The organism is Frankia sp. RB5 (genome assembly GCF_059816245.1).
Map to the genome: position 1 here is coordinate 1 of NZ_JCBATA010000093.1, position 21,545 is coordinate 21,545.

The following is a 21,545-nucleotide window of genomic DNA, read 5'->3' on the forward strand; positions in this document are numbered from 1 at the left end:
CCCCACCCGCTAGCAGACACTCTTTCCCTCCCCGACGCTCGTCCGCTCTGGGCCTGGCGCGGCCGGGCAGCGCGGGCTCGGGCGCGCCGCGAGCGACCTCGCCGGCGGCCACGGACCCGGGCGCGCGGTTCGGGGCCTTTCGGCGGGCGACGCGCGGCGGTGGCCGGCCGCAGGATCCCGCCGTGGGAACGCCTGCCGTGGGAACGCCTGCCGTGGGAACGCCTGCCGGGCCATCGCCCGCTGCGGCCACCCGCCCGGCTGACGCCCGCCCCGGCCGGCCGTCCGACGCGGACACCGGCCGCCCCGCCGGCACCGACACCAGCCGTCCAGTCGGCGCGGACACCGCCCAGTCCGTCGACACGGATCCGGCGCACACGTCGGCCGAGCAGGTCCGCACGGTGCCCGTACCGCCCGGCGGACCAGCCCAGCCGCCCACGCCGACCGACGCACAGGGTGCTTCGACCGGGGAGGCGTCGGACAGGCCCGGTTCGCTGCCGCGGCGCGTGGCGGACCTGGGCCTGGCGGGACTGCCGCCGCAGGTGGCGGGGCTGCAGCCGCGCCCCCGCGACGGCGACGCCGAATCGGAGCGGCAGGCCTGGTTCGGCCCCCGGCACGGTGGTGACGCCGCCGGCCCCGGCGACCCGAGGGACTCCACGGCGCCGGCGGGTCCCGCCGGCCCGGCAGGTCCCACCGACACCTCCGCGACGCCGGCCGAGGGCAGGCGCATCTGGGGAAACGGCACCATCTGACCAGCACCTACGCATCTGCCGGAGACTTTTCATGAACGCGAGAACCCGCGACCTCGACTGGCTGCTGGAGAACCTGCTGGAGCGCACCCCGGGGAGCCGTCATGCCCTGGTCCTCTCCAAGGACGGACTCAAGCTCTGCCACAGCTCCGGCCTCAGCATCGACCAGGCGGACCAGCTCGCCGCGATCGCCTCCGGGATCCAGAGCCTCGCGCACGGCGCGTCCATCGAGTTCGGTGACGGCTCGGGCGGCGTGCGGCAGTCCATGACCGAGTTCCACGGCGGGCTGCTGTTCATCATCGAGGCCGGCGAGGGCGCGCACCTCGCGGTCGTGGCCACCGACGACGCGGACGCCGGCGTCATCGGGCACAACATGAACGAGTTGGTGGAGCAGATCGGCGACTATCTCTCCGCGCCGCCGCGCGCGGCTGTCTCCGGATTCGCGGCCTCGTGATCCGGGAGGCGATCGACGGGGAGAACCCGGACCGGCTGTACACCGTCACGGCCGGCCGGTCCCGCGCCGACGAGAACGCCTTCGACCTGGTGACCCTGATCGTCAGTGAGAGCGAGCCGGCGCCGGGCATGCAGTCGGAGCTGGCGGCGATCCTGCGGATGTGCCGCACCCCGACGGCCCTCGTGGAGATCGCCTCCGAGCTTCGGCTGCCGGTGAGCGTCGTGAAGATCCTGCTCTGCGACCTGCACGACACCGGCCGCGTGTCGGCACGTCATCCCTCCAGCGCCGCCGTCAAGACCCCACTGCCCCGTCCGGAGATCCTGAAGCAGGTGCTCGTTGGACTCAAGAAGCTCTGAGCTCGCCGGCGGACAGCTCGGCGGCGGACAGCTCCTCAGCCCGGCTCCGCCACGCGCGAGCCTGCCCCTCGCCGACAGCATCACCGACGCGCTGAAGATCGTGATCGTCGGCGGCTTCGGCGTCGGCAAGACGACGATGGTCCGCGCGGTCAGCGAGATCCGGCCGCTGAGCACCGAGGAGACGATGACCGGCGCCGGCATCGGCATCGACGACACCGGCGGCGTGCGGGAGAAGAACACCACCACGGTCGCGTTCGACTTCGGCCGGATCACCCTCAACGAGCGGATGGTGCTCTACCTGTTCGGCGCCCCTGGGCAGGAACGGTTCTGGTTCCTGTGGGATCGGCTGTTCGCGGGGACGTTGGGCGCGGTCGTCCTCGTCGACACCCGGCGCGTCGCCGACTCGTGGTACGCGATCGACCGGCTGGAGCACCACGGGATGCCGTTCATCGTGGCCCGCAACAATTTCGGCGAGCCGGAGCACACGCTGCCGCAGCTGCGCGACGCCCTGTCGTTGTCGGACGACATTCCGCTCGTCGACTGCGACGCCCGGCATCGCTCGTCCAGCAAGTCGGTGCTCATCTCGCTGGTCAACCACCTGTACACCCTGTCCACCGCCCAGGAGACGTCGCCGTGACCCATCCGCATCACGATCGTGTCGGCCCCTGGGCCGCGGCCGGGACCGCAGGCTCGGCGATGGCCGGTTCGGCGACGGCCGACGCCGCGGCGCGTCCCGCCGCCATCCGGCTGTACGGCCCGCGCTTCCAGCGCAACCCCGCCCAGGTGTTCCGGGAGATGCGCCGGGCGCACGGTCCGGTCGCGCCGATCCTGCTCGACGGCGACCTGCCCGCCTGGCTTGTCCTCGGCTACCGCGAACTGCACTACGTCACCAGCAATCCGGAGCTGTTCGGCCGCGACCCGAGCCGCTGGCGCCTGTGGGACCAGGTTCCGGCGGACTGGCCGCTGCGCACCCTCGTCCAGCCACAGCCCTACCTGGCGCATCTGGAGGGCTCCGCCTACGAGCGGCGCTCGACCATCGTCAACGACGTGCTCGGCGAGGTGGACCTGTTCGAGCTGCGGATGCTGTGCGAGCGGGTCTGCGACCAGCTGATCGACGGCTTCGCGGGGCGAGGCGAGGCGGACCTCGTCGCCGACTACGCCCAGGCGTTGCCGATCCTCGTCATCGGCCGGATGGCGGGGGTGGCCGAGTCCGTACTGCCGGATCTGCTGCGCACCCTCAACACCTCGGCGAACGCCGCCGGTCCCGAGGCGGTCGAGGCGCAGGTCCGGTTCGCGACGATGATCGGCGAGGCGCTCGCGGCGCGCAAGGACAACCCCGCGCCGGACATCCCGTCGGCGCTGCTCGCCCATCCGGGCAAGCTGACCGACGAGGAGGCGCACTGGGACCTGCTGGCGATCGTCGGGTACGGCCAGCAGCCGACGACCGACTGGATCGGCAACACCCTGCGCCTCATGCTCACCGACACCCGCTTCGCCATCACCCTGTCCGGCGGACGGCGCAGCGTCGGCCAGGCGCTCAACGAGGTGCTGTGGGAGGACGCCCCACTGCAGAACATCGCCGGCCGCTGGGCGGTGCGCTCCACCCAGCTCGCCGGCCAGCACGTCCAGGCCGGTGACCTGCTCGTGCTCAGCTTCACCGCGGCGAACAACGACCCCCAGGTCCGCCCCGACTCCTTCGAGGGCCCCGGCGGCAACCACGCGCACATGGCGTTCGGCCACGGCGAGCACCGCTGCCCGTACCCCGCGCAGGAGATCGGCGAGACGATCGCCCGGACCGCCGTCGAAGTGCTGCTCGACCGGCTCCCGGACGCGACGCTGGCCGTCTCCCCCGACGCGCTGGTCTGGCGCCCGTCACCGTGGATCCGCGGCCTGTCCGCCCTGCCCGTGCACTTCTCCCCGGCCTGACCGTCCTCCCGCCCTGACGGCTTGCCGGCCTGAGGTCTCACGGCCTTACGGCCTTCCCAGGCCGACCGTCCGTCGGTCTCTGGCGGGCCTTGCGCCCAACCGGTGTCAGATCTCGCCGGAACGGGGGGCGAGTGCCCAGTCGAGGGCGAAGTCGGCGACGGCCTCCCAGCCAGGGACGACGGCCGTCAGATGCGGGCGGCCCGGAGACTCGTGGTACGCGGTGATCGCCCCGGACCTCCGCTGCCGCTGGTACGCCTCCCGGCTGACGGAAGCGGGCACGGTGTGGTCGGCGTCGGCGCCGATGATCAGCAGCGGGGCGCGGTCGACCTTGCCGAAATCGACACGGCTCACCGCCTTCGGGTTGAGGTTCGCGAACGCGGCCTGCCACAGCGGTCGGCCCGGTGTCGGCGCGTGCAGCCGCGCGTGAAGTTCGTCCGACTCGGCGCGGGTCAGCGTGTTGCCGAATGAGTAGAACCACTGGGCCTTGGTCAGCCCGACCAGCTGATGACGGGTCGCCGGCTTCGACAGCACCGGCGAGGACGTCCGCAGCGTGGCCGGTGGCAGCCGCAGAACACCCCTGACCGGCGCGGGTGACAGCGCGATGCCCGCCTCCCCCACCCCCCGGTCGAGCAGCATCTGCACGATCAGCCCGCCGAACGAGTGCCCGATCAGGATCGGCGCCTCCGGCAGGCTCGCGATCACCGCGGCGTAGCTGTCCGTCACCTCGGTGATGCCGACGCGGCTCTCGGCGCGCGGCGCGGCCCGCAGCTCGTCGAGCGGCCGGTCCATCCCCGGCCATTCCGGTGCTATTCCCCGATGCCCACGTGCGGCGAACCGGTCGATCCACGGCTGCCAGCTCGCCGACGTCAGCCACAACCCGTGGATGAACACGATCGTCCGCCCGGTGCCCGCTCCGCCATCGGTCTCGCTCACCTGGACTCCTCGTCGCACCGGCCGCAGATCATCATCAACGCAACGTACCGCCCCCTGCACTATGGTGCACGTCACATCGACTACGCTTGCACCCCACGTTCGCCCCCGGCACCGGTCCGTGACCACCGGGGGCGAGTACGATCCCCCCTGCGGGCCGTTAGCTCAATTGGCAGAGCAGCCGGCTTTTAACCGGTGCGTTCAGGGTTCGAGTCCCTGACGGCCCACTCAGATTCAGCCCGCCCACCTGCAAAGTTGGTGTTTCCGACTGACCCGATTTTCCCTCCATGATCCTTGTGGGCACGGAGTGGGCACGCGGACGCACCGCACGCCGTGGGACGGCGTCCGCGACCGTCCTCGCTGCCGCCTGCCCAGCCGAGCGCAGCAGGTGTGCGTACAGCCGACCGGTGATCGCCGGGGAGGCGTGCCCCAGCCGCTTGGACACCAACTCGATCGCGACGCCTTCAGCGAGCTGGATCGACGCCGACGAATGCCTGAGATCATGAAGCCGACGGTGGGAGAGCAGGCGGTCGCCCAGCTCCATCCCGCACTTCAGATCGACCGCCAGTGGCTCGGCCAGCGAGAGCACCGCACCCGCACCCCGGCGCCGCACGCATCCGACAACGGTCACCTCACCGATCGGCTCGCGGTCACGATAGAGCGTCCACGTCCCGATCGGTTCTCGATGCCTCTTGCCGACGATGATGGTCTTCGCGCCCTTCTCGGCATCTCGGACGAGATGGCAACACAGCCCGACTCGGCGTGCAATGACCTGCATATGCGATGAGACGTACGCAGGAGACAGATGCCTGCCTCCCGCCTGCGTAAAGATCAGATCGTCGAGATGGACTGCCCTGCCGCGCTGGTCCGGGAGCGTGCCGTTATCCCACACCGCGCCGATCTCCCGGCGCTCGGCGTCCTGACGAAGTCGATGCGCCGCAAGTCCCCCGAGCGTCACGGGATCTATGTCGATCTTACGTTTGCCGCTCGGCGTCTTGGGCGCCCAGACACCCAGCACGCTGCCCGACTCGGTGATCTGCTGGCGAATTGTCAGCACCGCGTTCGTCTCATCCAAGCCCGACCAGGTAGCTCCGCACACCTCACCTCGTCGCAGGCCGTGTAGGGCGAGGAGCTCGTAGAGGACGGAGAGCCTGTCGCTTGCCGCCTCATCCAAGAACCGTCCGACCTCTTCAGCTTCCCACGGTTCCACTTCTGGCGGCTCGTATTCCGGCAGCTCGACGCCATCGCACGGGTTCCACGGAATGAGGCGGTTGTCGACGGCGTCGTTGAGCGCTACCCGCAGGGTAGCGACGTACTCGGCGATGGTCTTCACGGCCAGCGGGCGACCGTCACGGACGCTGCCCTCCGCCTCGATTCTCCGGACCATCGCGTCCACGTGCCCTTTCCGCAGGCCACTCAGCGGAATCTCACCGATCAGTGGACGTAGATAGTGACGAATGTTGTTCTCATAGCCCCGGCGGGTCGTTGGACGGAGCCGGCGCTTTCCTGACAGCCACTCATCGAGATAGTCACCGACGGTGAGGTTACCGACGTGGCGCTGGCCCGCGCGGACCCCGGCGACTTCTTTCTCCGCGCTCTCTTCCGCTTCGTCCTTGGTGGAGAATCCAGAACCGCGCAGGTACTGCTTACCAACCAGGGAGACAAGATCGTCAGGTACCCGAACCCTGTACGACCATCTACCGTGGCCACTTCGCTCGAGCCTCGAACATTTCTTTCCGAGCTGTTTACCGTCGGAGCCCCGACATCCGCATCGCTTCTCCGTGTTGATCTTCAAATCAGAAACGCCTCTCAGATTTCCATGCCGCCAACGCCAGAATCCACATCAGGGCAATGGTTGCCCCGGGTCATTCCTTTCAGCGACAAGGTCCATCCAGACTGGCTCGCATAACTTGATACGCGCCACCAACATAGGAGGCAAGCCGCAGAACTACAGCTTGCATTAATCCCCCGCCATTGACACTCCACAAGCGCCAAATGTCAAGCGCATCCCACGATGCTAATCATTTATTCCAAGGTATCGACAGATGTCTTCAGTGGCGATTTTGTAGCGGCCATCAACACGTCGGACTTTGACCGGGAAGTCGCCGGACTTGACGAGCAGGTAGCTTTTGGTGCGCCCGATGCGAAGGATTTCGCCAGCGGTGATGAGATCGATAACGGCGGGCAGCAGGCGGATTTCTGCCGCGGTCCACTTCTTCACAAGAGATCCCTCAGGAGCGGGAGGAGGAGTAGGAACGGCCGGCACGGCGCGGCCTGGCCGGTGCCACGCGTCGGTGGCGTTCGCGCTGGGCCGGTGGCACGCGCCACGGTGCGCGATGCGTCCGGCAGGGCTGTCAGGGTTTTCGCCAGGGGACTGTCAGGCGTTTCGCCAACGAACTGTCAGATCACCCGGCGGGTGGTCGCCGACTGTCAGGCTGTCCGTTGTGGCTGGTCAGGGGTGCTGTCAGGGGGGTGGTGTGGGGTGCGGAGTAGGAGGATGTCCTCGTGGGCGATCACATGGAGGGGGTGGCCGGCGGCGCGGGCGGTGCGGATGTTGTGGAGGGCGAAGAAGGTGGCGCGGGGGGTGAGGGTGCCGTCGGGGTGGAGGGCGGCGAGCAGGGCTGCGGCGCGGGCGTGCAGGTGTAGGCCGGTCTCATCGGCGAGGTCGAGCAGGGCGCCGGGGAGGTCGACGAGGGCGCCGGCGTGGCGGTAGGGGCGGACGGCGAGGGCGAGAATGCCGCCGGGGCGGAGCAGGGTGTGGGCGGCGGTGAAGACGTCGGTGATGCCGTCGAGGAGCTGGTCGAGATCGCCGTTGGCCAGATTCCTGGGGTTCGTTGAATAGCGGTAGTCGACTTTGCTCACCCCTTGGCCGGGGGTGGCGGTGATGGTGCCGTGGGTGGCCTGCCCGTAGGGCGGTGAGGTGAGCAGCAGGCCGATCTGGCCGTGATATTCGACGGGCACGATGTCGAGGAGGCGGCGGGCGTCGCCGCGGATCACGACGCCGGTCCCGGGGGCGTTCTGCTGGTAGGCGAGGGCGATGTTGGCGCGGGCCAGCGACACCCAGCGGGATTCCAGGTCCACCCCGAGGGCGACCCGGCCGAGGTGTACGCCCTCGATGAGGGTGGTGCCGATGCCGCACATCGGGTCGAGGATGAGGTCGCCGGGCTTGCTGTAGTGGGTGATGAGGTGGCGGGCGAGAGCGGGGAGCATTCTGGCGGGGTGTTGCATGGAGGCGGGGGTGTAGCGGCCGGCGCGTTGGAGGCGGGGGTGTTGCTGGCCGGCGGGAATGAGGCTGAATCCTCGGGGCGGCGGCGGGGTGTTGTCGGTCAACGGCTGCTCCGGGAGGCCGGGCGGGTGAACACGGCGAGGTCGGCGTGAATGCGCAGCGGCGGCAGCGGGGTGGGTAGCGTCGGGTCGTCAGCCGGGTCCCAGCCACCGTCGACGGGCGGGGCCAGAAGACTGCTGGGGAACGGCAGGCGGAGGGTGAGGAGATGCTGGGTGTAGGTCAGGCCGGCGTCGATGGCCGCGGCGACCGTGTCCGTGAGGGGGTCGGCGAGCGGGTCGGGCGGGGAACTCTCGGGAATGACGGTGAGGAGTATGCCGCCGGGGCGTAGCAGGGCGGCCAGGTCGGTGTAAAGGTCGGCGAGGGCGGTGCGGTCCGCGATGGCGGTCTGCTGATCGAGGACCAGGTCGACGGCGGCCGGGTAGCGGCGCAGAAGAATCCACGGGGGGATGTCCGCGGTGCCCAGGGTGTTTGCCCGGCGGGTGCGCCTTCCGGCGGCGGCGCACCCCTCGGCCGCAGCGGCCGGGATGGTGCTGGTGGTGACAACAAGATCGCCGGGCTGGGTGTAGGTGTCGAGAATGCGCCGGGTGATATCGGCAGGCAGGCTGTCATCGTCTCCGTCGCGGGTGGTCCAGACGGTGAGGGGCACCGGTTCTGGACCGGTGCTAGCGGGCGTGGGGGCCATACGGCATCTCCTTCGAGAAAACCACGTCGAACGAGTCGATCCGCTCCGAACAGCTCGGAGGGTTCGTGGTTCTCAGGGAAACGCCGGGGCCTGTCTTTACCCCTGACAGAGCTGGCGGCGACCCTGACAGCACCGGCGAATAGCCCCACCCCGTGTTATGCCGGTGTACTGACAGTCTGCTGGTGAAACCGCTGACAGCCGGGGAACCCACGATCGGGACGGGAGCACGCCCTCGGACCGCCTTGTCCGCCGGCTGGGGCGCTGGATTGTGCTGCGGCTACGGCCGTCTGACAGCCTGGACGGCTGAACCCGGCCCGGCTTGCGGCGGGGCACTGTCAGGGCTGCGCACAGTGCTGTCAGGGGTTTCGCCGGGCCGCGCTGGCTTTCTGGTCTCGCACGCTTCCACGAGTTGCGAGGGAGACCTGTGAACGACTATTCCGACGATGACGAGGTCGAGCCGACGGCGTTGGATCTCGCCGCTGTCGCGTTCGACGAGGCCGCGGATTCCGGCCGCTATCTGCTGGACCTCCCCCAGATGCAGCCGGATATCCCGGCCGGACGGATCGGGTTGCGGGACCTGCGCACCCTGCTGGCGGGTTCGATGCCGTGTGGGGTGTGGCGGGCCGCGGTGTGGCGGGAGATGGCGTGCCGCCAGGGCGACGAGGGCTGGCTGTCCGGGGCGGTGGGGCTGGCGCTGCCGGCGTTGCGCCGGGTCGCCGCCGGTCTCGCGGGCGACAACCCGACGATCCGACCGGATCTGGACGGCGAGCTGGTGACCGGTTTTCTCATGGCGCTGCGCCGCCTGGCGCCGGAGGCGCCGCTGTTGGAGGTGCGGCTGCTGTGGGCGGCCTACCGGACGGGGCTGGCGTATGCGGCGGTGCACTGCCCGCTGCTGCCGATCGGGACGTGTGTGCCGGCGAGCGCGGGGGTGCCGCCCCGGCCGTGGGGCACGGGCCTGCGGCCGCTGCTGCGGGCGGCGGCGCGGGCCGGGGTGCTCGTCGCCGGGGAGGCGGAGCTGCTGTGGGCGGTGCGTGGTGAGGGCCGGGCCCCGGCGGAGTTGTCGACGGAGCAGGTGCCGGGTGAGGAGTGGGCGTTGCGGCTGTGCGCCGCGGAGCTGGCGCTGATGAACGCGGTCCTGTCGGGCCGTCTCGCTCCGGCGGGAGGTGACCGGTGAACCGCGCCGTGCGCATCATCGCTCACCTGATCGACGCGCTGCGGCGCGGTGTGCGGCGACCCGCCGCGGCGATGGGGCGTCGCATCGACGGCGGTCCGGGATGGCTGCGCCACCTGCTGACCTTGGCCGGCTGCGTGGTGGGCGCGGCGGGAACGGTGGGCGGCGGTCTGCTGCTGGCCGGCCTGCTCGCCCGACTGACCGACACGCCGCCGCCCCCGATGCGTCTGGTCGGGGTGGCGGCGGCGCTGCAGCTCGCGGCCGGCGGCGCCGCCGCGATCGCCATCACCATGCTCACCGGCCCGCAGGCACGCTGGCGCCCTCGGCTGTCCGCTCGGGGCCGGCGGCTGCTCACGGCCGGGGTGGTGACGCTGACCGTGCTGCTGATCCTCGTCCTGGTCGTGGCCGGACACGCCGTCGCTGCGCCGCCGGCACCGGCACCGGCTCCGCCTCCCTCGGTGACCGACCTCAACCAGGTGATCACCAACATGCGGAACTGGCTGATGGGCATTCTGGCTGGTGCCGCGACCCTGTTCGCCTCGATCGGGGGCCTGCGCTACATGGGCGCGAACGGCGACCCCGGGGAGATCGAACGGGCCAAGGGCGCGTTCAAAGCCGCCGGGATCGGCTACGCGGCGGCGATCCTGGCGCCGGTCGCGTTGACCGCGTTGCGTTCGGTGGTCGGCGGCTGATGGGCAGGCTGCGAGCACCGCGACACCGTGTCCACGGCCGAAGGCTGCGGCGGATGATCGTGGTGGCCGCCGCGGCGGGTGTGCTGGCGGGCGCGGTGGTCCCGGCGTTCGCGGCCACCCCCGCGCCGGCCCCGCCGCCTCCGGCGGCGTACACCGCGCCTACGGCACCGCCGGCCGCCCCGCGTCCCGCGCCGTCCCCCGCGAGCCCGTCCCGTACGGCGCCCGCGACGTCCGCGGCCGCCGCCCCGCCCTCCGCGTCGGCACCGGCGTCCACGCCGCCGTCGCCCTCGGCGTCGATGTCGCCGTCGCCGACAGCGGGGGCCGGTGGGGAGCCGGCGCCTCCGGCGGCGAGCCCCGCGCCGCAGGCACCGCCAGCGCTTCCCTACGACGAGCTGCCACCCACCCCGTCGACGTCGGCGACCCCGAACCCGCAGCCGGGCCCGTCACCTGACCCGAAGGGCGGGGCGGGCGTCAGTCTGATCCCCGGTTTTCTGCGGGGCTTGACGGACATCCCGGGGAAGATCGCCGACGCGATCAACAGCTGGCTGCGCAAACTCGCCGAGGCCGCGCTCGCGCCGATGATGGACCTGCTCGGCGCGACCGTCCTGTCCACCCCCGACGTCACCGACCGGGCGACGATCCAGGAGATCTGGTGGGACAGCGTCGCGATCGCGGACAGCCTCATGCTGCTCGTGCTCACCGCCGGCGCGCTGCTGGTGATGGGCCACGAAACCCTGCAGACCCGCACCACCGCGAAAGAACTCGCCCCCCGCATGGTCGTCGGGATGGTCCTCGCGCATCTGAGCCTGCCGCTGCTGGGACTCGCGATCAGCCTGGCCAACGGCATCTCCGCCGCCCTGGTCAAGGGGCGGATCACCGCGCAGGGCATCGGGTCCACCCTGACCACGACACTGGCGCTGAGCGTGGCCGGACCGTTCGTGTCGCTGCTCCTACTGGCCGTGGCCGCCCTGGCGATCGCCCTCGTCATCGGCTGGGGCGTGCGCCTACTCGTCCTGATGCTCCTCGCCGTCAGCGGACCACTGCTCCTGATCGGCTACGGCCTGCCGCAGACCGCCGGGCTCGCGAAGCTGTGGGGGCGGGCGCTGGCGGGCTGCCTGTCGGTGCAGGTCGCCCACTCCCTGCTACTGCTCATCGGCCTGCGAGTGCTGTTCTCCGATGAGGGACATGCGCTGCTACCGAACAGAGGCAGCCTGCTCAACATCCTGCTCTGCGCCAGCCTGTTCGTCCTCGCCTTGCGGTTGGAGGGCTGGGTGACCCGCATGGTGCTGCGCAGCACCGGCGGCCCGAGCACGGCCGTGACCCTCGTGAAGGTTCGGTTGCTGCGCCGCGGCCTGCAGGCCGCCGGCATCCGCGTCTGACCGCCCGCCACAGCCGGGCCACGGCCGCGCCCCAGCGCCTCGTGCTGCCCGCCGCGCCGTCCCTTTCTCCCTCCTTCTTCTCCTTCTTTCGTTCTGCGATTGGGAGTGATGTGATCATGTCGTCCTCGCCGGCTGTGCCGGACCGCACCCGCGTGCCGGCGGATGTGGACCGGCCCGATGAGATCCTCGCCGGACTGACCGGCCGCCAACTCGGCGTCCTCGTCCCTCCGCTGCTGCTCGCGTTGTGCGTGTTCTGGGTGGCCCGGCCGTATCTGCCGATACCGCTGCTGATCGTGCTGTGCGTGCCGCCGGTCGGGGTCGGCGCCGCGCTCGCGTTGGGCCGACGCGCCGGCCTGCCCCTGGACCGCTACGCCGCCGCCGCGCTCACCCACCGACGCACCCCACCCGTGCAGACCGCGCTACCCCCGACCGGCCCGCCGACCGTGCCGGGTTGGGTGCCCGACGTGCAGGCCGCGCACCGCCCGCCCGTCGCGGCACGGCCGCTGGCCGGCGGCGTCGCCCCGGCGGAAGCGGGTGTGATGGCAGGGGTGGTGGATCTCGGGGACGCGGTCGCCGTGCTCGCGGACGTCGACGCCACGAACATCACCCTCGCCACCGGCGAGGAACGGGCGGCGAAGGTGACGTCCTTCGCGCGGATGCTCAACGCCGCCGCCGGCCCGGTGCAGATCACCGTGCGCACCGTGCCCGTCGACCTCGCCGGCCACGTCGACGCGGTCGCCGCCCACGCCCGCCGGCTGGCGCATCCGGCGCTGGCACGCGCCGCCGCCGAACACGCCGAGTTCCTGGCGGAACTGGGCCGGGGCCGGGCGCTGCGGGAACGGCAGATCCTGCTCACCGTCCGCCGCCCCACCGGGTCCGCACGCGGCGGACGAGACGCCGCAGCCGCGCAGGCGGTACGCCAGCTCGAAGAAGCCGCCGGCCTGCTGGCCACCGCCGGAGTCCAGGTGCGCCTGGCTGATGCGGCCACCGCGGGGCGGATCGTCGCCGCCTGTGCCCATCCCGACCTGCCACCCCCACCCGACACGGCCACCACGACCGGCGTCGTGCACGCCACCGGGGCGCGGCGGTGAGCCGGCCGCGACGCGGCGGGCGTCGACACCGCGGGCAGGTCAGCCGGCTGGTCGGGCCGGTCGGGTTCACCCCCGCCCTGACCCTGCACCCCGACCGGCTCGAGGTTGGAGGGCTGTGCGCGGCGACGCTGCTGGTCGCCGGCTATCCCCACGAGGTGGGCACCGCCTGGCTCGAACCGCTGCTCGCCTACCCGGGCCGCCTCGACGTCGCCATGCATCTGCAGCCGACACCGCCGGGCGTGGCGGCGGCGCGGCTGCGCCGGCAGCGAGGCCGCCTCGAGTCCGGCCGCCGCCTCGCGGCTGCCGCCGGCCGGCTCGAGGACCCCGACGTCGAGGCCGCCGCCGACGACGCCGCGGACCTCGCCGGCAGGCTTGCCCGCGGCGAGGCCCGCCTGTTCCAGGTGGGGCTGTATCTCACCGTCTACGCCGACGACCAGGACACCCTCGCCGACGAGGTGGAACGCGTCATCGCGCTCGCGCACAGCCTGCTGCTCACCGTGCACCCGGCCCGCTACCGGATGCTCGCCGGCTGGACCACCAGCCTGCCCCTGGGCGCGGACCTGCTGCGCGCCACCCGCACCATGGACACCGCCGCCGTCGCCGCAAGCTTCCCCTTCACCAGCCCCGACATTCCACTACCCGACCCGCACCGCGACGGCGCCGCCCCCGTCGTCTACGGGCCGAACCTGTCCTCCACCGGGATCGTCGCCCACGACCGCTGGGCGAACACGAACTACAACTCGATCACCCTCGCGACCTCGGGTGCCGGCAAGTCCTACCTGACCAAAATCGACGTGCTGCGCAGCCTCTACCAGGGCATTGACGTGCACGTCGTCGACCCCGAGGACGAGTACGCGCCCCTGGCCGACGCGGTCGGCGGCACCCACCTGGCGCTCGGCGCGCCGGGGGTGCGGCTCAACCCGTTCGACCTGCCCGCCCACAGCCGCAACGACCCGGAGCTGCTCACCCGGCGGATGCTGTTCGCCCACACCTTCCTCGCCACCCTCCTCGGCACCGGCCTCGACGACCCGACCAGCCGGGCGGCACTCGACCGCGCACTGCTCGCCGCCTACGCGGCCGTGGGGATCAGCCAGGACCCGGCCACCTGGACCCGGCCCGCCCCGCTACTCGCCGACGTCGCCACCGCCCTCGCGGCCGACCCGGACGGGCAGCACCTCGCCGGACTCCTCGCCCCCTTCACGACCGGCTCGCACCGGGGCCTGTTCGACGGACCGACCACCCAGACGCCCACCGGCCACCTGGTCGTCTACGGGCTGCGCGCCCTGCCCGACGAGCTACGCGCCGCCGGCACCCTCCTCGTCCTCGACGCGATCTGGCGTCACGTCGCCGACCCCACCCGGCGCCGCCGCCGCCTCGTCGTCGTCGACGAAGCCTGGCTGCTCATGGCCCACCCCGCCGGCGCCCGCTTCCTCCTGCGCCTGGCGAAGGCCGCACGCAAATGGTGGGCGGGGCTGGCGCTGGTCACCCAGGACGCCGGGGATCTCCTCGGCTCGGAGCAGGGCCGCGCCGTCATCGGCAACGCCGCCACCAAGTTTCTCCTGCGCCAGGACGCCTCCGCCGCCCCGGCCGTGCAGGCCGCGTTCGGGTTGACCGACGGGGAAACCGCCGCGCTGCTCGCCGCCCGCCCCGGTGACGCGCTGCTCGTCGCGGGCCCGCGCCGGGCCCTGTTCCGCGCCCAGGCCAGCGACCACGAACACGACCTGATCACGACAGATCCAGTGGCCGTCGCCCGCCGCCCCCAGCAACCCACCCAGCCCGCACCCGCTGCCACGTCCACGGCGCGGCGTGGCGCCGTGCCGGCCGACGACGCCGACCCGCTCTGACCCATCCCGGCCCGAGTCCTGACTCCGGACCCTGTCCGGCCGTGCCCACTCTCCCCTTGGAGCGCCCTCATGATGCTCGATCCGTTGTCCCCGCTGTCGCCACCACCCCCGCCCCCGGCGGCCCCGTCGGCGGGGCCGCCGGGCTGGCTGACCAGCCCTTCCCGCGCCGCCCACGCCCTCTTCCGGCTGCTCGCCGAGTGGGGCCTGCCGGTCGGCGTGCCGCTTGCCGTGCTCCTGCTCGCCGCTGTGGTGCTCGGCTCGCGGTGGCGGGTGGCCCGCGACGCCGCGCTGGTCGCGGACGCCCGCACGGTGGAGATCCTCATGCCGCCCGAGGTGGACCCCGCGGCGGCGGCGGCGTTCTGGGGGCAGATGAGTGGCCTGCTGCGCCCTTTCTGGGCGCGGCTCCTGCACGGCCAGCCCTATCTCGGGTTCGAGATCGTGGCGCGCCGCGCCGGGACCGCGTTCCGCCTGTGGGTGCCGGGCGTGGTTCCGCCCGGGCTGGTGGAACGGGCGGCGGGCGCCGCCTGGCCCGGTGCCCGCACCACCACCCACCGGCCCGCCCTCGACCCCTTCCACCCCGCCGACACCACCGGGACCTACGAGGTCGGCGATGGGTTGCTGGCTGAGGGGGGCGTGCTCTCTCTGGCCCGCACCGAGGTTCTGCCGCTGCATGCCACTCCGCCGGGCGATCCGGTGCGGGCGCTGCTCGGCGCCGCCGGCGAGTTGGACGACGAGGAGATCGCCGCGGTGCAGGTACTGGCCCGCCCGGTCACCGGACGTCGCCTCGCGCAGGCCCGCCGGGCCGCCGCCCGCCACCGCGGCCAGCAGCCCGGCGGCGTGCACCTGTGGGCCCGCACCCTCGACCTGATCACCCCCCACAGCACCCGGCCGCAGACCGCGGTCCACCGGCCGGGGCCGACACCACCAGAGGAGGCGGCGGAGTCCCGGGCGATCGGACAGAAAGCCCTCGGCCCCCGCTTCGAGGTCCGTCTCGCCTACGGCGCCACCCGCCCCGCCCCCCTCGGCCGAGAGGAGGTCCGCCGGGCGCGGGCGGCGCTACGCGGCCGGGCGCACGCCCTGGCCACCGCCTACGCCGTGTATGCCGGGCACAACCATCTCCGCCGGCTCAAGCTCCCCGACCCGGTACGGGTGCTCGGTGAGCGGAGGCTGCGCCGCGGCGGCCTGGTCGGCGTCGACGAACTCGCGGCCCTCGCCCATCTGCCGGTGGATACCGCCGTGCCGGGCCTGGCCCGGGCCGGTGCCGCCGCTGTCGCCCCGCCCGCCGGCATCCCCGACGCCGGGCCGGGCGTGAAAACGTTGGGCCGCACCGAGGCCGGACGGCGCCGCGATGTCGGCATTGATGTCGCCGCCGCGCGGCATCACCTGCACATCCTCGGCGCCACCGGCTCGGGCAAGAGCACCCTGCTCGCGAACATGATCCTCGACGATGCGGAGGCCGGCCGGGGTGTTGTCGTCGTCGACCCCAAAGGCGACCTCGTCGGCGATCTCCTCGACCGGCTGCCCGCATCCGCCGCCGACCGGCTGACCCTGCTCGACCCCGACGACCCGGCCCCACCCCCGGTGCTCAACATTCTGGACGGCCGCGATCCGGGGCTCGCCACCGATCAGCTGGTGGGGATCTTCCGGCGAATCTGGGCGGACAGCTGGGGCCCCAGAACCGACGACTTGCTTCGTTCCACCGCCCTCACCCTCCTCTCCGGACGGCGCACCGGACAGCCCGCGCCGACCCTCGTCAACGTCGTCGACGTCCTCGCCGACCCCCGAGCTCGCAGAGCCGCTGCCGCAAAAGTGTCCGATCCGATCCTCGGCGGCTTCTGGACCTGGTACGGCGAGCTGTCTGACGGGGCGCGCGCCGCCGCCGTCGGCCCGCTGATGAACAAGCTGCGGGCTTTGTTGCTGCGTGACTTCGCCCGCGACTGTCTGGCGGGCGGGGAATCGACCATCGACGTGCCGGCCATCCTCGACCGCGGCGGCATTCTCCTCGTCCGCGTCCCCAAGGGGACCGTCGGCGAGGACGGCGCGCAGATCATCGGCTCCATCGTGCTCGCGAAGGTGTGGCAAGCCGCGCTGCGCCGCGCCGCGCTCCCACCCAGCAGGCGGCCGGACTGCGCCGCCTACCTCGATGAATGCCAGAACTTCCTCAGCCTGCCCGGCGCGGTCGAGGACATGCTCGCCGAGGCGCGGGGCTACCGGCTGAGCATGGTGCTCGCTCACCAGCACCTGCGCCAGCTCCCCGCCGACCTCGCCGACGCCCTGTCCACCAACGCCCGCTCGAAAGTGTTCTTCGCCGTCTCCCCGCGTGACGCCGCGGACCTCGCCCGCCACGTCACCCCGGTCCTCACCCACCACGACCTCGCCCGCCTACCCGCCTACACCGCCGCCAGCCGGCTGATCGTCGCCGGCGAGGACAGCGCCGCGTTCACTCTGCGTACTCGCCCCCTGCCCGCCGCCATCCCCGGCCGCGCCGCCACGTTGCGCGCGGCGGCCCGCCGGCACACCATCCCCACCCCCGGCGGCTACGAACCCCGGCCCCGCCCGGGGGTCGAGCCCCGCCCCGGGCCGGCCGGCGGGCGGCGCCCATGAGCCGGCCTGTGCGGCGTCCCGCGGCGCGGTCCCGGGACGCGCTGCTCCTGGAACTCGCCAGCCGGCTCACTCCCCGCGACCGGTGGCTCCTCGCGATGCTGCACGAGCATCAGGTTCTGACCCGCCGGCACATCACCCGGCTGTGTTTCGACGGCGACCGCCAGACCCGGATGCGTCTCGCGACGTTGCACCGGCTCGGCGTCGTCGACCGGGTCCACCCGAACTACAGCCTGGTCGCCGCCCCGCTGCACTACATCCTCGGCAGCGCGGGGGCCGCGATCCTCGCCGCCGAACGCGGCCTCACCGTGCAGGACCTGGGCTACCGCCGCGAACGGCTGCACGCCCTCGCCCACGGGGTCCGCCTCGCGCACCTCGTCGCCACCAACAGCCTGTTCGCCGCGTGGGTTCACGCCAGCCGCGCCCGTCCCGCCGGCAGCGGCCTGGTCGCCTGGTGGTCGGAGCGGCGCGCCGCCGACACCTGGGGGCGCATCGTGCGCCCCGACGGCTACGGCGTCTGGGCCGACGGAACACGCCGCCTTGATCTGATGGTCGAGGTCGACCGCGGTACCGAACCCCTCACCCGCGTCCTCGCGAAGCTACCCGCCTACAGCCGCCTCGCCGCCGCCAGCGGCATCGTCACCCCCCTGCTGATCTGGCTGCCCACCGCGCGCCGCGAGACCAACCTGCGGGCGGCGCTACGCACCAGCCCGCCTGGGGTCACCGTCATCACCGCCGCCCCCGGCCCGCTCACCACCCCCGGCCCCGAGACCGGCGACGAGGCCGATCTCGCGGCTGCGGGCGCGGTCTGGCTGCCGCTGCACGCCGCCCGCCGCACCGACCTCGACGGGCTCACCCGCCGCTACGGCACCCCCCTGCACCCCACCCGCCCCCTCGACCCCACCCCGGCCGGCGGCGACCCGGACGACCCCGACCCGGCACCCCACCCCCGCCCACCCGTCCTGCGCCAGCACCGCAAGTGAAAGCGCTCGCCGCCGCAGGCGCAGGAGCGCTGGCGCTGCTCGTGCTGTTCCTCGGCGTCGCCGCCGGCGTTCTCGCCAGCCTCAACCCGCTCGGTTCGCCTCCCAGCCAGACCGCCGCCGACGACATCCCACCCGCCTACCAGCAGCTCTACGTCGCCGCCGCGGCCACCTGCCCCGGGCTGCCCTGGACCGTCCTCGCCGCCGTCGGCAAAACCGAAACCGACCACGGCCGCAATCCCGACTGGACCTCCGACATGGGTGCCCAGGGGCCCATGCAGTTCCTCCCGAGCACCTTCGCCGCCTACGCCGTCGACGCCGACGGCGGCGGCCCGGATATCAACGACCCGGCCGACGCGATCTACAGCGCCGCCGCCTACCTGTGCGCCTCCGGCGCCCGCGACGGCACCAACATTCCCGGCGCCCTCTTCGCCTACAACAATGACAATGGCTATGTGGCGACCGTTCTCGCCCGCGCTGACGCCTACACCGACCACGCCACCGACACCATAAGCGCGGACGAAGATAATGTTCCCGCTGCGGGCGCGGCGGCGGACGTCGCGGTCGACTACGCCACCGCCCAGATCGGCCTGCCCTATCAGTGGGGCGGAGACGGACCCGCCGCGGGCGATGCCGGTTTCGACTGCAGCGGGCTGACCCAGGCCGCTGCCCAGGCCGCCGGCATACACCTACCGCGCGTCGCCCAGGAGCAGTACGACGCCGGACCCCACCTGCCCGCCGGCGCGCCCCTCCAACGCGGAGACCTGGTGTTCTTCGGCGCCAGCGCCCGCAGTATCAGCCACGTCGGTATCTACGTCGGGAACAACATGATGATCGACGCACCCCATAAGAACGCGGCCGTGCGACTGGAAGATTACCGATGGACCGATTACCGTGGAGCCACCAGACCCCTGCATGCTTAACCGGCGTCGCGATTCAGGATTCCGCCAGGATGATTCCGGATGCTGCCGGGGAAAGGAAACAGTGTGCAGGGCGGGGAGGCCGGAGGGGGCAGGGCGACTGTCAGGGCTCGGGTCGGCCGGCACACCCCCCTCCAAAAGGGGCTCCTTTAGGGGCTCCAAAAGGGGCTCCGGCTCTAACCGGAGGGGGACCGTCGACATGAACCCGCAGGCCCACGGCCCGCAGACCCCTCCGGGTGGCGCCCAGACTCGCCTGCTTGGCACGAAAAAACACCAGCGGCGGCCCCCTCCACCGGGGGCCTGCCTTGCTGGTGTGGTTTTCTTACGTCCGCTGGTGGTCACCTTCCCCGTATTCGGCGGTGGTCACCTGCCGATCCCGGGCTCACCCGCCCGGGCCACCCTGGCCGCCCGGCCCGGGCGCGCCGGGCCGCCCCGGCGCGGCGAAGGCGCCGGACGGGCGCGGCGCGCCCTCGGCCGTCATCCTCACCATTCCGATCACCTCCGATCCGGTCCGTCGTTCGCGGGGAATGATTCATGATACCGCGCCACGCCGCAATCAGCCAGACCTATTTCATGACTCTTTTCCCACCGTTTTTCACCGCGCACACGCGAGATAACTCTGATCCGGACATCAGGCAAGCCGTTTTCCATGACTCTTTTCGCGAATTCCGGCTAAAGAGTCTTGGAAATAGGGTTGCTAGGCGCCGAAATGGCGAGTTACGGTTGTCCCACAACGAAATACGGACCCCGGGAAACACCGGATCGGAAACCGAAAGAGTCATGAAAATACGGTTGTCGAATCCGAATGTCGAAGGGTACGGTTTCGTTCAGACGAAAAGGCGCCATCGTAATGGATTCCCCGCGATATGCGGGATGCGTCCGGCGGCGCGCATCGCACCCCCCCGTTTCTTTGGCTGTGAGGAGATCGCGCATGTCCCCGCCCCTGGTCGCGTCGCAGGCCCTCGCCGCCCGCGACGCCGCCGGCCCGCCCGCCGCCGCGCGGGCCCGGCCCTGGGTTCCCGAAGTTCCCCCCGAGCCGTCCGCAGCGTCGTCGGAGTCGCCCGTGTCCACGCCCCCCGCCCCGCAGGAGACCGGTCCGGCTGCCGTGCCCCCACCCGACCGCCTTCCCCCGGGTGGGCTGCGCCGGCAGGTCATCGACTACCTGGCCGACCACCAGGGCCAGGGGTGGACTCCCACCGAGATCGGGAGCGCGCTCGGCGGCCGGTCCTCCGGGGCGATCCTCAACACCTGCGAGCATCTGGTCGCCCTCGGCCACGCCACGCAGACCTGCGCGAAACCGAAGACGTTCCAGGCCACCCGAACCATCCGCATGGCGCTCGCCATGCTCGCCACCCCCAGCCCCTCGGTCCGCCCGCCCCGGCCACCGCGCCCTGCCTCCCCGAAGGCGCCCGTCCCCGCGCCGCCGCGCGTTCCGCCGAGCAGGCCGGACGGAGGGGTGGTGCGCCCCTCCGGGCAGGTGTACCGGCCGCGCACCCTCGCGGGACTGCCGGATGTGGAGATCCTGCGGACCCTGCGCGGGGCGAACGTGCCGGTCCTGCTCTACGGGCCGCCCGGCACCGGGAAGACGAGTCTGGTCGAGGCCGCCCACGGCGACCTGATCACCGTCGCGGGTGACGGAGACACCACCGTCGGAGACCTGATCGGGGAGTACACCCAGACCCCGGGCGGACGGTACGAGTTCGTCTACGGGCCACTCGTCGAGGCGATGCGGCAGGGACGTGCCCTGTTCATCGACGACGCGACGTTGATCTCCCCGGCGGTGCTAGCGGTCGTCTACCCGGCAATGGACGGGCGAGGCGAGATCATCGTCAAGGCCCACAAGGGCGAGACGATCAGGGCGGCGTCCGGGTTCTACGTGATCGCGGGTCACAACCCCGGGGTGCACGGGGCGGTGCTGTCCGAGGCGTTGTCGTCCCGGTTCTCGGTGCAGATCGAGGTCTCCTCCGACTTCAAGATCGCCGAGAGTCTGGGTGTCAACCCGAAGGCGATCCTGGTCAGCCGCAACCTCGCCACGAAGCGTTCCGCCGGGGAGATCGGCTGGGCGCCGCAGCTACGGGAACTCCTCGCCTACCAGAAGATCGCCGATGCGGTCGATGACGACTTCGCGATCGCGAACCTCGTCGGGGTCGCTCCGGCGGAGGACCGCGACGTGGTCATCCAGGTCGCCGCCCAGGTCTACGGGCGGGGGATCAGCCCCCTGACCCTCGGCGCGCAGATCACCCGACAGCCCTGAGCGTGGGGCCGGCCCGGTGCCCCCGGGCCGGGGGGGCCCCCCCCCCCCCCCCCCCCCCGCCCCCCCCCCCCCGGGCGCCCCCCCCCCCCCCCCCCCCCCCCCCGCGCCCCCGCCCCCCCCCCCCCCCCCCCCCCCCCCCCCCCCCCCCCCCCACCCCCCCCCCCCCCACCCCCCCCCCCCCCCCCCCCCCGGCCGCGCCCCCCCCCCCCCCCCCCCCCCCACGCGCCCCGCGG

General features: G+C 72.4%; 19 protein-coding genes, 1 tRNA gene and 1 pseudogene. 16 read left to right on the forward strand and 5 right to left on the reverse strand.

Translation table 11 applies throughout. From position 1 onward, the window contains the following. Window positions 1-182 precede the first annotated feature (182 nt). Genes AC6EXY_RS31110 through AC6EXY_RS31130 form a run of 5 tightly spaced genes read left to right on the forward strand, consistent with a single transcriptional unit; the run spans window position 183 to window position 3,482 of the window. A complete protein-coding gene (locus AC6EXY_RS31110; RefSeq protein WP_499842452.1) occupies window positions 183-749 on the forward strand; it encodes a hypothetical protein in 567 nt (188 codons plus the stop codon). Between the two features lie 31 nt (window positions 750-780). Next, a complete protein-coding gene (locus AC6EXY_RS31115; protein ID WP_101832158.1) occupies window positions 781-1,200 on the forward strand; it encodes a roadblock/LC7 domain-containing protein in 420 nt (139 codons plus the stop codon). After that, complete coding sequence (locus AC6EXY_RS31120; protein WP_101832157.1) at window positions 1,197-1,556, forward strand: DUF742 domain-containing protein; 360 nt, start codon at window positions 1,197-1,199, stop codon at window positions 1,554-1,556. Before AC6EXY_RS31115 ends, AC6EXY_RS31120 begins: the two co-directional genes overlap by 4 nt. Further along, entirely contained in the window at window positions 1,537-2,193 is a 657-nt protein-coding gene (locus AC6EXY_RS31125) for a GTP-binding protein (protein ID WP_499818734.1), read from the forward strand. Before AC6EXY_RS31120 ends, AC6EXY_RS31125 begins: the two co-directional genes overlap by 20 nt. Continuing rightward, a complete protein-coding gene (locus tag AC6EXY_RS31130) occupies window positions 2,190-3,482 on the forward strand; it encodes a cytochrome P450 (protein ID WP_499818735.1) in 1,293 nt (430 codons plus the stop codon). Before AC6EXY_RS31125 ends, AC6EXY_RS31130 begins: the two co-directional genes overlap by 4 nt. Before the next feature lie 105 nt (window positions 3,483-3,587). On the opposite strand, the gene AC6EXY_RS31135 is transcribed toward AC6EXY_RS31130, so the two are convergent. Then, a complete protein-coding gene (locus AC6EXY_RS31135; protein ID WP_243407577.1) occupies window positions 3,588-4,415 on the reverse strand; it encodes an alpha/beta hydrolase in 828 nt (275 codons plus the stop codon). A gap of 151 nt (window positions 4,416-4,566) precedes the next feature. Here AC6EXY_RS31135 and AC6EXY_RS31140 point away from each other — a divergent pair. Together AC6EXY_RS31140 and AC6EXY_RS31145 are read left to right on the forward strand one after the other, a co-directional pair. Next, window positions 4,567-4,639 (forward strand) — tRNA-Lys (locus AC6EXY_RS31140). A gap of 263 nt (window positions 4,640-4,902) precedes the next feature. Next, a complete protein-coding gene (locus AC6EXY_RS31145; RefSeq protein WP_499818736.1) occupies window positions 4,903-5,199 on the forward strand; it encodes a hypothetical protein in 297 nt (98 codons plus the stop codon). Window positions 5,200-5,817: 618 nt separating this feature from the next. Here the strand turns inward: AC6EXY_RS31145 and AC6EXY_RS31150 are convergent. From AC6EXY_RS31150 to AC6EXY_RS31165, 4 genes and pseudogenes are all read right to left on the reverse strand, one after another. Then, window positions 5,818-6,207: pseudogene (locus AC6EXY_RS31150) on the reverse strand (tyrosine-type recombinase/integrase); the annotation flags it as partial. A 222-nt stretch (window positions 6,208-6,429) separates the two neighbouring features. After that, window positions 6,430-6,633, reverse strand: a complete 204-nt coding sequence (locus AC6EXY_RS31155; protein ID WP_499818737.1) for a DNA-binding protein — start codon at window positions 6,631-6,633, stop codon at window positions 6,430-6,432. A gap of 209 nt (window positions 6,634-6,842) precedes the next feature. Continuing rightward, complete coding sequence (locus AC6EXY_RS31160) at window positions 6,843-7,742, reverse strand: TRM11 family SAM-dependent methyltransferase (RefSeq protein WP_499818738.1); 900 nt, start codon at window positions 7,740-7,742, stop codon at window positions 6,843-6,845. After that, window positions 7,739-8,380, reverse strand: coding sequence for a hypothetical protein (locus tag AC6EXY_RS31165; RefSeq protein WP_499818739.1), 642 nt, complete (start codon window positions 8,378-8,380; stop codon window positions 7,739-7,741). Before AC6EXY_RS31165 ends, AC6EXY_RS31160 begins: the two co-directional genes overlap by 4 nt. Window positions 8,381-8,804: 424 nt before the next feature. On the opposite strand from AC6EXY_RS31165, the gene AC6EXY_RS31170 reads away from it, so the two are divergent. From AC6EXY_RS31170 to AC6EXY_RS31210, 9 genes are all read left to right on the forward strand, one after another. Next, on the forward strand, window positions 8,805-9,554 hold the full coding sequence (locus AC6EXY_RS31170; protein WP_499818740.1) for a hypothetical protein: 750 nt from the start codon (window positions 8,805-8,807) through the stop codon (window positions 9,552-9,554). Next, a complete protein-coding gene (locus AC6EXY_RS31175) occupies window positions 9,551-10,243 on the forward strand; it encodes a pilin (protein ID WP_499818741.1) in 693 nt (230 codons plus the stop codon). The genes AC6EXY_RS31170 and AC6EXY_RS31175 overlap by 4 nt, the downstream gene beginning before the upstream one ends. Before the next feature lie 53 nt (window positions 10,244-10,296). Continuing rightward, the gene (locus AC6EXY_RS31180) at window positions 10,297-11,622 is read left to right on the forward strand and encodes a TrbL/VirB6 family protein (RefSeq protein WP_499818742.1); all 1,326 of its coding nucleotides are present in this window, start codon (window positions 10,297-10,299) and stop codon (window positions 11,620-11,622) included. Between the two features lie 116 nt (window positions 11,623-11,738). Then, window positions 11,739-12,713 carry a PrgI family protein gene (locus tag AC6EXY_RS31185; protein ID WP_499818743.1) on the forward strand — a complete coding sequence of 325 codons (975 nt, stop codon included), beginning with the start codon at window positions 11,739-11,741 and terminating at the stop codon, window positions 12,711-12,713. Then, window positions 12,710-14,557 carry a VirB4 family type IV secretion system protein gene (locus tag AC6EXY_RS31190; RefSeq protein ID WP_499818744.1) on the forward strand — a complete coding sequence of 616 codons (1,848 nt, stop codon included), beginning with the start codon at window positions 12,710-12,712 and terminating at the stop codon, window positions 14,555-14,557. Before AC6EXY_RS31185 ends, AC6EXY_RS31190 begins: the two co-directional genes overlap by 4 nt. Before the next feature lie 69 nt (window positions 14,558-14,626). Then, window positions 14,627-17,161 (forward strand): type IV secretory system conjugative DNA transfer family protein, encoded by a 2,535-nt coding sequence (locus tag AC6EXY_RS31195; RefSeq protein WP_499818745.1) that lies wholly within the window; start codon window positions 14,627-14,629, stop codon window positions 17,159-17,161. Then, window positions 17,158-18,141 (forward strand): replication-relaxation family protein, encoded by a 984-nt coding sequence (locus AC6EXY_RS31200; protein ID WP_499818746.1) that lies wholly within the window; start codon window positions 17,158-17,160, stop codon window positions 18,139-18,141. The genes AC6EXY_RS31195 and AC6EXY_RS31200 overlap by 4 nt, the downstream gene beginning before the upstream one ends. Continuing rightward, window positions 18,138-19,061 (forward strand): C40 family peptidase, encoded by a 924-nt coding sequence (locus tag AC6EXY_RS31205; protein ID WP_499818747.1) that lies wholly within the window; start codon window positions 18,138-18,140, stop codon window positions 19,059-19,061. Before AC6EXY_RS31200 ends, AC6EXY_RS31205 begins: the two co-directional genes overlap by 4 nt. A gap of 928 nt (window positions 19,062-19,989) precedes the next feature. Continuing rightward, a complete protein-coding gene (locus tag AC6EXY_RS31210; protein ID WP_499818748.1) occupies window positions 19,990-21,312 on the forward strand; it encodes an AAA family ATPase in 1,323 nt (440 codons plus the stop codon). Window positions 21,313-21,545: the final 233 nt, after the last annotated feature.